The organism is Shewanella sp. 1311 (genome assembly GCF_059338235.1).
The window spans coordinates 482,860-497,522 of sequence record NZ_CM181686.1; the positions used below are offsets into that span (position 1 = coordinate 482,860).

At 43.7% G+C, this 14,663-nt stretch carries 9 protein-coding genes and 2 pseudogenes; 6 read left to right on the forward strand and 5 right to left on the reverse strand.

Annotated features, from left to right (window positions below; all coding sequences use genetic code 11):
• Positions 1-23 precede the first annotated feature (23 nt).
• The 4 genes and pseudogenes from AC5YB3_RS02205 to lodA all read right to left on the reverse strand — a co-directional run bounded on the left by AC5YB3_RS02205 (position 24) and on the right by lodA (position 4,694).
• Positions 24-980 carry an IS1595-like element ISSod11 family transposase gene (locus tag AC5YB3_RS02205; RefSeq protein WP_311899235.1) on the reverse strand — a complete coding sequence of 319 codons (957 nt, stop codon included), beginning with the start codon at positions 978-980 and terminating at the stop codon, positions 24-26.
• 214 nt (positions 981-1,194) lie between these two features.
• A pseudogene (locus AC5YB3_RS02210) lies at positions 1,195-1,347 on the reverse strand (transposase); the annotation flags it as partial.
• A gap of 159 nt (positions 1,348-1,506) precedes the next feature.
• Positions 1,507-2,646, reverse strand: coding sequence for a lysine-epsilon-oxidase maturase LodB (gene lodB / locus AC5YB3_RS02215; RefSeq protein WP_494526468.1), 1,140 nt, complete (start codon positions 2,644-2,646; stop codon positions 1,507-1,509).
• Positions 2,646-4,694, reverse strand: coding sequence for a CTQ-dependent lysine 6-oxidase LodA (lodA, locus tag AC5YB3_RS02220; protein ID WP_494526469.1), 2,049 nt, complete (start codon positions 4,692-4,694; stop codon positions 2,646-2,648). The genes lodB and lodA overlap by 1 nt, the downstream gene beginning before the upstream one ends.
• 2,481 nt (positions 4,695-7,175) lie before the next feature.
• Between lodA and AC5YB3_RS02225 the strand changes: the two genes are divergently transcribed.
• The 4 genes from AC5YB3_RS02225 (at position 7,176) to AC5YB3_RS02240 (ending at position 11,296) form a co-directional block, all read left to right on the forward strand.
• Positions 7,176-8,081, forward strand: a complete 906-nt coding sequence (locus tag AC5YB3_RS02225) for a hypothetical protein (RefSeq protein WP_494526470.1) — start codon at positions 7,176-7,178, stop codon at positions 8,079-8,081.
• Between the two features lie 9 nt (positions 8,082-8,090).
• Positions 8,091-8,282, forward strand: coding sequence for a hypothetical protein (locus AC5YB3_RS02230; protein ID WP_494526471.1), 192 nt, complete (start codon positions 8,091-8,093; stop codon positions 8,280-8,282).
• A gap of 1,245 nt (positions 8,283-9,527) precedes the next feature.
• Entirely contained in the window at positions 9,528-9,731 is a 204-nt protein-coding gene (locus AC5YB3_RS02235) for a hypothetical protein (protein WP_494526472.1), read from the forward strand.
• A 608-nt stretch (positions 9,732-10,339) separates the two neighbouring features.
• Entirely contained in the window at positions 10,340-11,296 is a 957-nt protein-coding gene (locus tag AC5YB3_RS02240; protein ID WP_413483667.1) for a RexA family antiphage protein, read from the forward strand.
• A gap of 452 nt (positions 11,297-11,748) precedes the next feature.
• Here AC5YB3_RS02240 and AC5YB3_RS02245 read toward each other — a convergent pair.
• Positions 11,749-12,303 (reverse strand): annotated as a pseudogene (locus tag AC5YB3_RS02245) (IS4 family transposase); the annotation flags it as partial.
• A 613-nt stretch (positions 12,304-12,916) separates the two neighbouring features.
• On the opposite strand from AC5YB3_RS02245, the gene AC5YB3_RS02250 reads away from it, so the two are divergent.
• Both AC5YB3_RS02250 and AC5YB3_RS02255 read left to right on the forward strand, forming a co-directional pair.
• Positions 12,917-13,264, forward strand: coding sequence for a helix-turn-helix domain-containing protein (locus AC5YB3_RS02250; RefSeq protein ID WP_494526473.1), 348 nt, complete (start codon positions 12,917-12,919; stop codon positions 13,262-13,264).
• Positions 13,261-14,523, forward strand: coding sequence for a type II toxin-antitoxin system HipA family toxin (locus AC5YB3_RS02255; protein WP_494526474.1), 1,263 nt, complete (start codon positions 13,261-13,263; stop codon positions 14,521-14,523). Before AC5YB3_RS02250 ends, AC5YB3_RS02255 begins: the two co-directional genes overlap by 4 nt.
• Positions 14,524-14,663 lie beyond the last annotated feature (140 nt).

A 14,663-nucleotide genomic window follows, 5' to 3' on the forward strand; every position in this document is an offset into this window, starting at 1 on the left:
CGACCAACCACTATATATTGTGGTTATCGATTTTTAATTGATTGGTACGTTATCGGCTTAGAACGCACAGCTTGCTCAAGCAATCTGTAGAATAATAATCCCCGTGAATCTGACTTTCTTCTGTTGAAGCGAAATGTAAACTCATCTAAATAATAATCAAGTTGCTTAGCCTTTACCGCACCTTGATACGTACCTAAAAGCCATCTTTTACATAATGATGAGACTCGATGCACCCCAGCCATTGTTTCATGTGCAGGTACAGATGAACCTAAATGCACTATCCGATTATGCTCATATCCTTTTTTGTCTATTTGTTTGTATGCTTGAGAACCATCACTACAAATTGTGCTACCAGGTTCTATTACATCTTGAATGAATTGATGGATATGTTCTTTAGTTGCACTTTCTACTTGCCTTAAACGTATCCGCCCAAATCCAGAGGGTGATAGCAGCTCAACAGCAACCAAAACTACAGTTTTACGCTTACCCTGTTGATTTTTAATAGATGATTTTGGAATGACACCACCGATTAATGTTTCGTCAACCTCTACGATGCCGGACAGTTTATCTCTTTCAGGATCAACCATGGCATATCTTAACTTGTGCATTAAAGACCAAGCAGTTTGATAACTCCCAAGACCTAATAGCCTTTGGATCCCAAGAGCGCTGACCCCATTCTTTTGATTTGTAATAAACCAGACAGCTGCAAACCAACTTTTCATGGGGGTTCTTGTTTTGTCAAAAAGTGTACTTGATGTTACTGAACACTGAGAACGGCAAGCATGACATTTTAACTTGCCATTACTTAACTGATAAGGTGATTGATGGCTCGAACAGCTTGGGCAAATGAATCCGTTTGGCCAACGAAGTGCATAAAGGTAGCTGGTGCAAGATTGTTCATCATGAAACCAATCAACAAATTCGTCCCAATTTGTAGGGTAATCGACGCCAGCTTTTAATAGATACGATGAAGTTTTCATTACTACATATTGACACTGGTGGCGCTAAATGGATAGCCCTTTTTTATATACAGTAATTATAGGCGTTGTTAGCTAACTGGCAAGAATTATTGTGATGTTTCGATGTAACACCATTGGTTCTTTTCTTTATCAAACCCCACGTCAAAATTCACCGCGGTGGTGTCACCCGTCTGGTGTATCTTTGCAACGATATCATTTAGTTCAGATAAATCATCAACACTGGGTGGACCCAAGCGCGGCGATTATCATAATTTTTACCAGAATAAGTATCATTACCCCACAAAAAGGCGCGACGGACGACACGACTGCAGCAATGGTAGAAAGACGAGTCATCAACACTGATCTGAGTTCTTCTTGGGCGCGGCATAGCAAACCCATCAACACTTTTATTAAGTCTAGTGAAGGCTCCTAAATCATGCGATTTAATCTGGGTGGCTCGAATTTAGTTCAAATCAAAAAAACGATACTCGAAGGATTCTCCCAAAGAGCTCGTTTTAGACTAGATCAGTATTCAAAAATCTACCATTTACTCGCTTGGCACCATACTAAACCCTCTTCTGCGCCAAAAGGTTGACTCTGACCAGCGTTGCTCCTTGCCATAAATTGTCTGACGTGTGGCCAAGTAGTTATCAAAAATATGCTGTAGATCTTGCTGGTATAAAGCAAACGATTCGCCGGACGAATCAGCCTCATGATAAATGATAGTGATAGCCGCCTGACAACCCGAAGACAGCGCAAAACCAATACCCATGGAAGAAATAGGATCGAATGCGCAGGCCGCATCGCCAACCGCTAGGAAGTTATTCGGCAGTTTACCGCTCGCTAATTGCGAACAGGCATTTCTTACCCAAAGCTTATCGGCGCTTAAGGTCGCGCCTTGTAAACTATCGGTAATATGATGCGTGCGGGAAAGCGCTTCCAGCCAATGCTGTTTTTGGTTAAGACGTTTGTTGGAGATAATATCCGCATCCGTAAACAAACTAAACACCATTTGATTATCCGGTAACTGAGCGCAATACCACCATCCATCCTCACAGGATTCTAGTACATGCCCATAGTCCTTTGGGTGGCCCTTTGGTAAGGTAAAAAAGCACCCTAATCCCATTAGCTTGTCGTGTTTTTGCACCTCGACCTTCAGCTGTCGGCTGATACTTGCGTTGCGTCCAGTGGCGTCCACTAGATATTTTGCAAGAATACGCAATGGACCTTCTGTGGCATGCAAGAGATCTACTTCCCAGCGATCATCAGAACATGATCGAATCGCTTGAACCTTGGTTCGCGGTAATACACAGCCTCCCAAAGCCGATACTTTTGTAAGTAAGGACAGATCAAACGCCTCCCTATTCAGTTGATAATTCGCCTCCTCCGTGGTGAAAATACTATTACGCGTGCTCGGTCGATGGCTGCCCCAATAGGATATGCTGCTGTAGCAGGGCATATAGTCTTTTGGGTTAAAATCCTCCTCGTTCAGTTTGAGATAATCAAAAAACTTGAATATCGTGGCTGATACCTGTTCACCAACACGCACTTGGCTCAGATCCCCCTGCTCTACCAGCATCACTTGGGTATCAGAGTAATTCAGAAGACTTAAGGCTGTGGCGCAACCAGCAGGGCCTGCGCCAACCACCAAGACCTCTGTTTCATAGACAGTGGTCGTTTTTTCCATTAGCGACGCGTCCGTGTGCCAGAGCGTGGTAGGCCTAAGCCGCCAGAGGCAATGGCGATACGTTTAAAGGCCTTTTTCTCCAGCGCCGCAACTAGTTTCACCGCTCGGCTGCTTTTCGCCTTAATTGTGGCTTTATCGCGCTCGATATAAAACACCGGAATGGTGGTTTCATTATCATCTGGATTGCCACTAATGGTACCCACACCCACTTCTTGATAACTAAACACCTCGTTACTGCGCTCAGTTTCTGTGAAGTAAGGATAACTTGCATTGCCCGTGTTTAGATTGCGAATAAACGCCAATGACCACCAGTATTCCACCATCTGAACAAAGGAATTAATGCCACGAGCATAGTTCATTTGCTGCCCAGCTGGCACATGGGATTCCGCCTGACTTTCTTCCGTCAGCCCAGTGGTGAGTACATCCCATGGGCTTTGTGGCGGCCACCAGTATGAGTAATAGGTTGGTGGTAGCGGTGCCTTGTTACCCTCACTATCTACCGCTTTATTGATCGCAGGATTGGTAAAGTTCACTGGCTGTACTGTGCATTGGAAGAAATCCGCTTGCCAAGGACACGCCATGCGTTTGGTTAAATCCCCAGGTTCACAACCACCGCCTTCACATTCATCACGGGAAGGGGTGAGCCCAGTTTTGTTATAGCCATCTTTACCCTGGTAATCTTTAATCACATATGGAGATGCGTAAATTTCAGGATTTTGTAGGCTCCAAGTCACTTCGATACCTGGGCACATGGGTAAGCCGACGCAGTTACCCACACTAGCCGCGTCTTCTGCAGCAACCGGATGAGGGTTGTAATTCGGGTTATTGTCGAATTCGCCCTTAGCCCATTGGTACAATTGGAAATATTGGGTTTCGTTAAGTGCCAAAAACTTAACTATATTTTCATTGCTAACGGAATTGCTTCCAGAATTTAACGGCATCATGGGCATTAGGCCCGCTGAGGTGTTTTCTGCAAAGAGTTGCTGTTGCGACTGATCTGGTGAGGGGTTTGATTTATCGTTTGGCTGGCGGAAATACTCAAAATACTGCTCGCGATTGTAGCGATTCTCCTCGCGATTATCAGCATAGTCAAACTCATTAGATGCAAAGGCAGTCATGGATTGCACATTAGACACCCACTGATACCCTCTAAAACGCTGTACTATCGGCAGTATATCCCGCTGATAATTTACCCTGTAATCTGATTGGTATACACCATCAAAACACATTTCAGGAATCAGGTTAAACGCCCTCACCCCCACATCGAACATGGTATCGCTAAGGGTAGAGATATTGACAATTTCTGGGGCAAAGTCCGGGGAACCTATAATAACCCATGCCTGTAAGAGCGCAGATGGAGTACCATCATTAAAGGTCACTTCGCAATAGACTGGCCCATCGGCAACATCGTCGTGCCAGGTATTCGAACCACCATAACTGGTTAATGGCTCATTACCACCCGCATGCCCGAAGCCACCCAATACGATCAAGCGACCTTTGTCGTCCGTAAGCACCTCACCGAGTGTCAGCACAGCCGTACCATATTGAACGTGATCCGGTGGAAAAGTCGCTGGATACCCAGCGGGCACAGTAGCTTGATCAATCATGACTTTTTGTTGAACCCCTGACACACTACGCGGACCAGGATCAATAATAAGACTTAGACGATCTTCTTCGTCAGGGTTACGCAGCGGCACATCACGGTTGCGATAGCTGTTATCTAGCCCGTATAAAAGGTTGCCTTCCAGTTCACTGTACTGATACCAAGCAGCCTTTTTATTGGCCACATGTACCGTCCATACTATCGAGGCTACATTAGGGGAGTTGAGTGTGAGTTCACTGCCATCATCTGACAGAATTTTAAATGGTTGTCCTTGTCGCTTAACCTGACCAGCACCGTCTTTAAAGTTGACCACTGGACCGATGGGATTCCCGTAGGAGTCTGCTTCAATCGGTAAGCCACCAATCGCATCGGGGGCGAGGTAAAATTCTTCGGCGCTATTTCCTAAACGCCCAACACCAACAGAGGGATGTATTCGCAACGTCATAACCTTACTCCATGTTCATCAATGAATAATGAGATCCTTTGAGTTCTTCCTTGGCTAAATGCTAGCAGTCAACGAGCACTCGGCACTGAGTATAGGCAACAGCAAAAAAAGTACTGAAAAATTATTAAATATTTTTCACCACCAAAGAACAAACTTCCCAGCATGCGCAGAGACTGGAATAAAAGGAAGAATATGCCCCACCGGATACTGCATAAAATCACAGTAACCATATACAACACTAACCGGTTAGCCAATTTGAATGATTTAGTTATCAGTTAAGTGATTTTGAGATGAAACTTAAAAGAATCGATATGCCTAGGCGGCAACGCTCTGATGTATTCAGACTAAAGGTAAGTTTCTTCCCTCACTGTTCTCCACTTTATATAGCGACTCACTTACCAAGAGACGCAAAATATCGGCCCATTCAACAAAGATCAAAGGATCATAAAATCGATCTGTTGAAGTTGGTATATCCGAGCACAGCTATTTTTTGAACTCCTGAGGAAATAGGAATAATAAGCAAATAAAATCAACGCCATAAATAGCGTTCAAAATTATGAACGCCCCCTAAAAGTCCGTTAATAAAACAACAACCAAGCCCTCTAAAATCCTCATATGTAGTGAAGCACTGCGTGTCGCCGCCCCCGCAATCAACCGCGCCAGAAGGACCCGTGATGATAATGGTTCGCATCTATACCGAGTTGAGAGTGATTCTCATCATCATAAAGTGTCGCGTTCAGTTTCAACCAAACCGTGAGCATCGGCGAGACACAAAATCCGACCATCTGAAAATCTAAATTCATCATAATTGCACATGATCATCGCTCCATTCCTATCCATGCAGGATGACTAATATAGGTAAACTAGCACTCGGCTAAAGTATGCCTAGGCCTAGACAGCTGCTGTTCACCTAAAACCGTCTAAAACCTTAGCTTTTACCCTCTTCAGCCTATCGCCAACATTTAACACTAGAACAACAAATGCACGCCGTTGCATCCTCCACTAGGGTTGATGCAATGACTCGTCTGTAGCCTTACTGCTGCATGAGCTAGAGTGCTCCCAACTTTTTGAGGCTATCTAGGGATTATCTAGGCCGCATCCAAAAACGGTTGAACCATATTGGTGCAACACACTGAACAACACCCATCAAATAGAAACATATCAATAACAATTCAGATTAAGGCAGCATGAGCCTAAAAACGCGTTCAATCACCCAGAAACAGTGTGCAGATCATCCCAGTTCGCCAGCTTTTCATAACCAAAAACGGCGAGCGGATAACGCCTTCGCAGGATGAGGCCGCGACCGAAACAGCGAGCCAAATAGAAGGATCCATTTAGGCGCCATCAATTCACCCAGAACTACCAAAAAACTCACCTTTTGCCCTCCCCTTTACGCCCTTGACGCGTTAACACAAAAGCAACAAAAGCGAGCCGTTGCATCCTCCTCTAGGGTTGATGCAACGACTCGCCTGTAGCCCTACTGCTGCATGGGTTTGAGTGCTCCCAACTTTTTGAGGCTATCTAGGGATTATCTAGGCCGCAACGAAGTACTGTTGAACCCTAATGGCGTAATACCCCTATCGACATACAACATATCAGCAACAACTACGACTAAGAAAACGTGCGGAATTCTCACTCGCCATCGTCGCACAACACGCCTATATAAGCCCTACCAATGCCGGCTTCATCCGCGGACATTAGCAAATGCCTGAACGACTAACGCACCTGCAGGTAAAGCTGCTGACAAAAACGTAAATATGCACATTGATGCGAGGTATCAGCCCTATCAATTCCCTTATCTCAACAAGCAATTAGCCAGCGTGAGATTAGCGACACACATGCAGATCAACACGGCAGGATCATAGGACCAAGTGGAACAACACTCTTAGATACCAGCCATGCTCGACCACCGCATTAGTGCATTACTGCATTACTGCCCACAGCTCATGATTTGTATTGGGATTGGATAAAGCTGACGACTAGGCATGACGCGTAAGGTGCTCGGGTGATACGTCTGCAGGTGAAGAAAGTGGTCTAAGAACAGGTCAAACAGAACGCACGATGCAATTAGATCCGACAGGTAGCTTTAGCTCACTTCTGCCCCAAAACTTGTTAGTGTCGAGTTTATTCTGAGTCTTGTTACCGGCCTAGTTGACCTAACTTTAGTAATGATAAAAAGTGTCCACTATTAGTGGTTCAGATCACGAAGCCAACTCGGCAAAAATTGGTTTTAATGACCAAGATAATCACAAGATGCGTTTTTTTGCGGTGATGCCATGAAAGCCGCATTAATACGGAATTTCATGGTGTTCAGTTCCTCCTACATATACGAAGAGGCAAAAAGTCGTCTAGTGAGGTAGTGGCTATTCAAGATGCACTTCATTCTCTATCCCCAAAAATTAGCTTCACAAAAAGCTATTTTACTTTTTAGCAACATTTAGCTAGGCTTTGCTAAGAATAGGTTGACTCCAAGGAACTGGAATGAAACTGCTACATCTCTTACCTTTAGTGTTAATAACCGCTGGCTGCACTTCAATGGGGATCACTGAACAGAAAACCATGAAACTTAAGGTGTCGGAGTTGAGTAAGACTGATGCGCCAGGATTAGAAGTCGCCTCATTACCTGCACAACTGCGCAATGTCTATATCTGGACCAAGAACAATGGCGAGAAAGTTGTTTGTTCTGAACCTGTACCGGATGTTGCGGCGTCAACAACGTTCAAGGCGACAGCCGAAGCCGTGAATAATCTTACTGCTGTAGTGAGTCAGGCGCTTGAGTATCAGGTTGAGCGAGACAGAAGCTTAAGCCGTAATTCAACAGCAGAAGATGGTAGCGCGGCATCTGGCAGCAGTGGGGCAACTGGGTCAAATGATTTTTCCACCAATAACAGTGTGAATAACACCCTAAGCCAGACCCTAAAACTGGGGATGGAAACAACCAGTACTATGGTGAATCTTGGTGGCCGTAATGATCTGGTGTTGCTGTCCCGTGAAATGCTGTTTGCCAACTGCATGTTGGCTGCCAATGGCTTCACCGGTAAACCAACGGATGCAGAATTGCCAACCAGTGAAGCTCAGGCGAATATCAAACAAATTATCACTGTCATAAGCGAAATGGTGACAGCCGACAGATTGAAAGCAGAAGCAAAAGCTAGCGAGGCTAAAGCTGCAGAGAATACCGCTGCTGCAGCCAAGGCAAAGGCGGAAGAAAGCCTCAAGAAGACTCAAGCAAACACCAACCGCACTTTGTTAGCGACCTACACCGCGAGTTTGGATAAGCAACTGGCAGCCTGTAAGACGGCAGCTGGTACTGACGAGGCGAAGCTATCGGATTGCAAAATTAAGTACAGCGAAGACCTGAAGAATTTACAGGAAGGATTCAAATAGGAGGAACACATGGATAACAGTGAATTTGGTAAATTTTTGCTCGCCAACAAAAGCAATTTATCCATCTTACTCAATGGCTCGGCGGTGAGTGCCAAGATTATAGGTGTGTCTGGCGATTTGGTAACGCTTTTAGCGAACCCAAACGGCGGTAATTCCATTCGCCTGACTTTGCACTATACCAACATTGTGGTGATCAGCTGAGTCTTTGTAGTGGAAAACTGAATTTGGCCATCTAATAAGAAAAATTATGATTATATTTGTTGCAAATTTCAGCCTAAAATCGCGCCATGAATCACTCTACACCAGACTGATTCAAGCTATCCTCTAAAATCCGCCTTAGTCCCCCGTTTAAGGTTATTCTGGGCGGTTTTTTCCCTTAAGATGTATCAAAACTGATTCATGTCCCTGTTATGCCGATTCCGACTGGTGATATCGAGTGTTGGTTAGTTTGCAACCAAACGAAGCATTACTATTAGAATAGCTAATCCAAATCTGGCTAATAAGAGTGAATTATCTAACAAGGTTTTGTCCCGAAGTGTGATGTCGAGTGGAGATTGTACAATTTAGCGCATACTGCTCACACAAGACATCTCAAAATCTCGCAATTCCCCAGACCTTTTCGAACGGAAATAATTAACACAAAAGAAACAAAAACACGTCATTGCATCCTCCTGTAGGGTTGATGCAATGACTCGCCTGTAGCCCTACTGCTGCATGGGCTAGAGTGCTCCCAACTTTTTGAGGGGATCTAGGGATTATCTAGGCCACATCAAAGAACTATTGAACCCTAATAGGGTAATACTCTTATTGAAATACAACATATCAGCAACAACTAAGACTAAGAAAACGTGCGGTATCGTCACTCACCGTCGTCGCACAACACGCCTATATCAGCCCTATCAATGCCAGCTGCACCCACAGACATCAGCAAATGCTTGAACGACTAACGCACCTAAAGGTAAAGCCGCTGACAAAGACGTAAACATTCACATTGATGCTAGGTATCAGCCCTATCCATCCCGTTATCTCAACAAGCGATTAGCCAGCGTGAAATTAACGGACACACCTGCAGGTATACACGGCTGGCTCGTAGGACCAAGCGGAACACCATACTTAGGTACCGGCCATCATCGACCGTCATTAGCGTATTACTGCCCACAACTCATGATGCGCATTGGGATTGGGTAAAGCCGACTACTGGACAAAAGCGTAACGAGATTGGGTGACACATCTGCAGGTGAAGATAGTGGTCTAAGAACAGGTCAAACAGAACGCACGATGCAATTAGATCCGACAGGTAGCTTTAACTCACTTCTGCCCCATTTCTTGTTTCGGCGCTGCTCGCTGACAGCTTTCGAATAATACTGCTGACCAGATTTTTGTAATCCTACAAAGTGACAACTCTATCGGTGGCGATTTATATGACTCATCTTCAGGAGGCGAGTTATGGTTAAGAAGATTATTGTCATAGTGATAATAATATATATCGCATGGTCCTTCTTTAATGAGGAAAGTTTGAAAACTTATGATGGTTGTGTTGCTGCACTTTACTCACAGTTCACCGCTATCGAAGGTAAGAAAGAGCGAAAATCAATAGCAAAGTTACGCTGTGATGAACTTGTAACGGAAGGTAAAGTTAACCCCAAATAGCTTGATGTATGCCTTGTGATTTGAATCGCCACCGATTACGCAGACTGAGTTTAACGTCGATTGGAGTGGACATCAATTGATGACTTGGGGTCGCCCTTGGCGAGTGGGTCTGATTCTATTTCGACGATGCCCTTTCTGAGTTAGCAACGTGGCATCGAGCTAACTCCAACATCAGAACATTGATCCAATTTTAGTAATGCTAAAAAGTTCTGGCTTTATCCGTTATCCAACCACAATTATGATTGCCAATGAGAAAATGTCATACGAGTATCAGCCTGAATGCAAGGCCAAAATGCCGTCAATCAAGGTAAATAATGAGTCAAAAGTGAGCATGAAAGAATGAGAAAGCTAAAACGATATCAAGTGATTACCCATTCAATTATATAAAAAACCGCTACCGCAAAAAAGCAAATTCCTATAGCATGAAGCATACCAATTAATCTGGATACGGCATCGGTCAAGTCCAACAAGCGATTTATGCCCTGCAACAACGCAGCGCATAAATACTAAGAAGTTAGTTGCCTCATCCATCTACTTACTGTATTTCATTTGGTGTTTTGGTGATTAACTTGTAATGTTGCACCAAAATATAAAGGTGTCTAATTTCTATGAAACTAACTTACTATTCTTACTACTTTAAGCGTAATGATAATCAATATCGCCATTCAGTGTTAGACTTGCTGCGAGCATACATTCAGAATGCTCCTGCACATTTGAAACGGTCATTTGTATCGCGTTCAGGCGAAACAATTTTCTTAATTCCTAGCAATAATGCTCATTTATTTACCCTGATAACTACGAAGAATAACGAGCTTATAAAAATCATAAACTCCGATAACTTTACATATGAAGACATCAGAAATGACTTAGAGGACAATGAAAAAGTAGGTTTCGCTAGCTATGTCTATATCGAGACTGATCATTATGCTATTGCGTCAACTAGCCAAGGACCAAAAAACTCGAGTTTTGTTTACTTCATCGAACAATTGCTTTCATCGCTATCATTGACGTATGACTTTATTGCTACTCCATTTCCTGTGCAGGTTAGCTCAAGTGATGTCATGACTATGAACTCTGTTGGTAGAACAACTTTTGAAGTATCTGCCTCAAATAATGTATTCGAGCAGTTTGGGCAGTTGTTTGGTGGTACTCTTCCTGATGAGATTGATGCTATAGAAGTTACATTTAAACCGCGTCGTGGTTGTGATATCAAGGAGCATATTCCGGCTCTCACAAATGCGATTTCAGGTCATGGTCTTGTGAAGTACATGGTTAGAGCCAAAGAGTCGTTAGATGAGTCGTTGTCAGACTTTTATATAGCCGGTAATGGTTTTATAAACGACTACCTTGAACCGTCAGAAACAAGCATAGCGACTAGGATTGCGGAGAAAAAGTTAGCGAATCATCCATTGAGTTTGAAGCTAGCAGAATTTAGAAACGATGAAAGGTATTCAAATGATAGGCTTGAGGATATTACTGGTTATTATAATGCTAGCGCCTGGGATCGGTTTGAACTTCCTTCTGAAAGCGGAGATATCGAAGACTCTGCTGGAGAAGTTAGTTAGCAAAACAGATGTTTTGCTAACAATACTGGCAACATTTAGCTTTACGATGTTAGGTTTCTTGATCACAGCTTTAGCTGTGATCGTGGGTATGAGTGATAAGCCAAGAATTTTAAGCTATGCAAAGTACGGCTTCTTCAGAGTTTTTGGTGAGCTGTACTTAGTGACTTTGATAACTTTGCTGTTAACGTTCGTACTGTCATCGATAACAGTTGTACTAACGAGTTTAATGCCATGGGTAGTGGTTGCTGTAGCTATATCTCTAGTACAAATTTTAATGATCTCTATTGCATCTTATAGCCTGATATTTCGAAAAAAAGGCAACTAATAAACGCTTCAAGAGGTACAGCCAACGCGTGGCATTTTTATTATGCGTTGGTTTTTGTGATTGTGGTGGTATACGGTAAGTTGGTAGTAGCGTTGTCTGCCCCTTAAACGGGCGCTGGGGGATCCCCTCATAATTGAGGTCTTCCAGCGTCATGAACTAAGTTTATATATTCGATTAATGCCCAGCGAAACATTGTCTCCTTTACAGGATATTTGTCTCTTTTGCGTACTTCCTTTCCAAGTCTAACAATTGATAGCACTGCACGCTTTCTCACTGTATTGGCTTGAAAATATCGCTGCCATCCAAGGTGTTGCGCTGCTAACCCAATACACCACCACACAATTTCAGCGAGCATAGCGATGAGCAGCAATACATCATATCGCTTTGGACAACGGCTGCGGCGTTGTCTGAGGCCCATGCCATATTGCGGACTTTTTAAATCGCGGAAGGTTTCTTCAATTTGCATTCGTTTAGCATATAAATCGACGACCTTTGAAGGGTCAAAGTAGTCCGGCGGTAGATTTGTTGCGAGTAGCCAAGGCTCTTTACTCCCTAAGCTGTAACTCTTTTGTGCGGTGTGATTTCGCCCAGCCTTAGAAGAACGTTTATCCTTACGCAGCTTAGGCTAAGCTTTAAACAAGTGCAGGCAACATTGTAGCGGAGACTTGCGTGCTAATTTTAATCCGAAACTGACGAGTTAGAATTAAGGCTTTAACTCGAAATTGTCCCGAAGTGTGATGTCGAGTGGAGATTGAGCACTTGCAGCTCACATAAACCAACTTAATATCTCGCAATTCCCCTGACCTTTTCGCGCGAAAAATATTAATACAAACAATTACACGTCATTGCATCCTCCTGTAGGGTTGATGCAATGACTCGACTGTGCCCCACTGCTGCATGGGGTTGAGTACTCCCAACTTTTGAAGGAGATCTAGGGATTATCTAGGCCGCACCGAAGTGTAAGCAGGCTAAATTGACCCACTATAAATATCACCGCCTAAAACTAGCAAATAAATAACATTGCCCATGTTAAATTACGACTCTTTAATGTCTCTCGCGCGCAATCAAGCCTAATCACATACTCCAGCGCGGCCATAATGTAACCAGCGCCACCGCCTCATCTATGACAAAATCTTATACGACATCAAAGACACGTATACAACGAATATGTTGTATCCATACGCGTAAACAACAAATTGATTGTATTTATACAAAATAACATCGTATTAGTTGTAATTAATAGCAAATAACAACTAATATGATGTTTATGAGTAAAAGATAACCGAGCCAACACCATGAAGTACCTCAGCGAATTAGCCACAGAACTCAAGCACTACCGAGAACAACTAGCACTAAGTCAGAAAGACATGCTGTTGAACATTGGTATGTCACAGCAACAATACCAACGAATTGAAAGTGGCAGTGATACTCGCTTATCGACATTACTGAGAGTCTTGGAAGGATTAAATCTTGAAATGATGCTCGTTCCTAAACAGCACATAAGTGCAGTAAAAGCACTCATTAACCAAGCAACTTTAGAACCAGAAATTGACCGTCACTCGCCTAACAACTTAACGACAGAGACGGGCACATCTTGGGATAAGGTCCTACATTCAGTTGATGATAGAGAAGATAATCTATGAAACCGGCTGAATCAGTAGAGGCCCTCGCGCTTTATTTAAATCATCAACGGATTGCGATACTCACCCATTATTCTGGGGGTAAAAACATTCTGAAATTTGACCCTGAATATATCGCGATGCCAAAAGCACTTCGACCAACATTAACGCTCACCCAGCTGCTAGACCCCCACTACATCGATAAAATACAAGTCAGAACACAAAGATTATCACCGGTGCTGTCCAACTTGCTCCCCGAGGGCGCATTGCGGCATTGGATGTCTGCCGCGCTAAAAGTACATGAGAACGACGAATTTCCCATATTGGCATGGGCAGGGAACAATCTTCCCGGCGGCTTAATCGCATCAGCCATAGCAAAAGAAGATATTCCAGCCTGGGCACTATCACCACGGGAAAGAACAGAAGCTATTTTAATCGACATCACCCACACCAGTAATAAGTTCTCACTTGCTGGTGTTCAAATGAAATTCTCGACAAGCAGAAACGATGGACGATTCAACATAAATGCCAATCAAGAAGGCCAAGATAGTTGGATTATCAAGACGCCTTCAACAGTACACCGCAACGTCCCGCAAAATGAATACACTGCAATGAAATTGGCACAAATAATCGAAGTGAACATCCCTGAAATTGAGCTCATCTCGCTTAATGCATTGGATAATCTACCCAACATCAAACTACCAGATGAGCCAACGGCTTATGCAATTAAGCGCTTTGACCGCAGTGATACGGGCCGCATTCATGCAGAGGACTTTGCCCAAATATTCGAAGTTTACGCTCATGATAAATACGGTAAATACAACTACGAAGCCATAGCTAAAGCTCTATACATGAGCAGCTACAATGGATTAAAAGATGTGCAGCAAATGGCAAGGCGGTTGCTGGCCAATATCTTGCTTGCCAACGGCGATGCCCACTTAAAAAATTGGAGTGTTATCTACCCAGATACCCAAAATGCGATACTCTCGCCCGCTTACGATATTGTGAGCACCTTACCCTACATAGAAGGCGAAACCGCCATTGCCCTCAACATGAATAAACAAAAGCTATGGTACGCCATTGATATCACCACCTTCCAAGCATGGGCAACGAGAACAGGCCTACCATGGCCTGCAATAAAGGCTCATTTACTGGATGCCATGCAACAAGCCCGTACTCTTTGGCCAGAGGCACTTGCTGAACTCCCCATGCATGAAGAGCATAAAGCGATATTAAAAGCTCACTGGACCAAACTACATAACGACTTTAAAATTCTCTGCTAGCTAATGATATCAGGCCCCAATAACAATATTGATTTCGGTGGCAACATAGGGGCATCGGTGTGAATCAGTTCTCTAGAGATTCGATTCATCTTAAGGGAAAAAACCGCCCCAGAATCGTGTAAAAGGGGCACAAGCGGAGC

Bases quoted from the DNA above. Each gene is read 5' to 3' on its own strand.
- AC5YB3_RS02205 (WP_311899235.1), bottom strand. From the start codon at position 980: ATGAAAACTTCATCGTATCTATTAAAAGCTGGCGTCGATTACCCTACA.
- lodB (WP_494526468.1), bottom strand. From the start codon at position 2,646: ATGGAAAAAACGACCACTGTCTATGAAACAGAGGTCTTGGTGGTTGGC.
- lodA (WP_494526469.1), bottom strand. From the start codon at position 4,694: ATGACGTTGCGAATACATCCCTCTGTTGGTGTTGGGCGTTTAGGAAAT.
- AC5YB3_RS02225 (WP_494526470.1), top strand. From the start codon at position 7,176: ATGAAACTGCTACATCTCTTACCTTTAGTGTTAATAACCGCTGGCTGC.
- AC5YB3_RS02230 (WP_494526471.1), top strand. From the start codon at position 8,091: ATGGATAACAGTGAATTTGGTAAATTTTTGCTCGCCAACAAAAGCAAT.
- AC5YB3_RS02235 (WP_494526472.1), top strand. From the start codon at position 9,528: ATGGTTAAGAAGATTATTGTCATAGTGATAATAATATATATCGCATGG.
- AC5YB3_RS02240 (WP_413483667.1), top strand. From the start codon at position 10,340: ATGAAACTAACTTACTATTCTTACTACTTTAAGCGTAATGATAATCAA.
- AC5YB3_RS02250 (WP_494526473.1), top strand. From the start codon at position 12,917: ATGAAGTACCTCAGCGAATTAGCCACAGAACTCAAGCACTACCGAGAA.
- AC5YB3_RS02255 (WP_494526474.1), top strand. From the start codon at position 13,261: ATGAAACCGGCTGAATCAGTAGAGGCCCTCGCGCTTTATTTAAATCAT.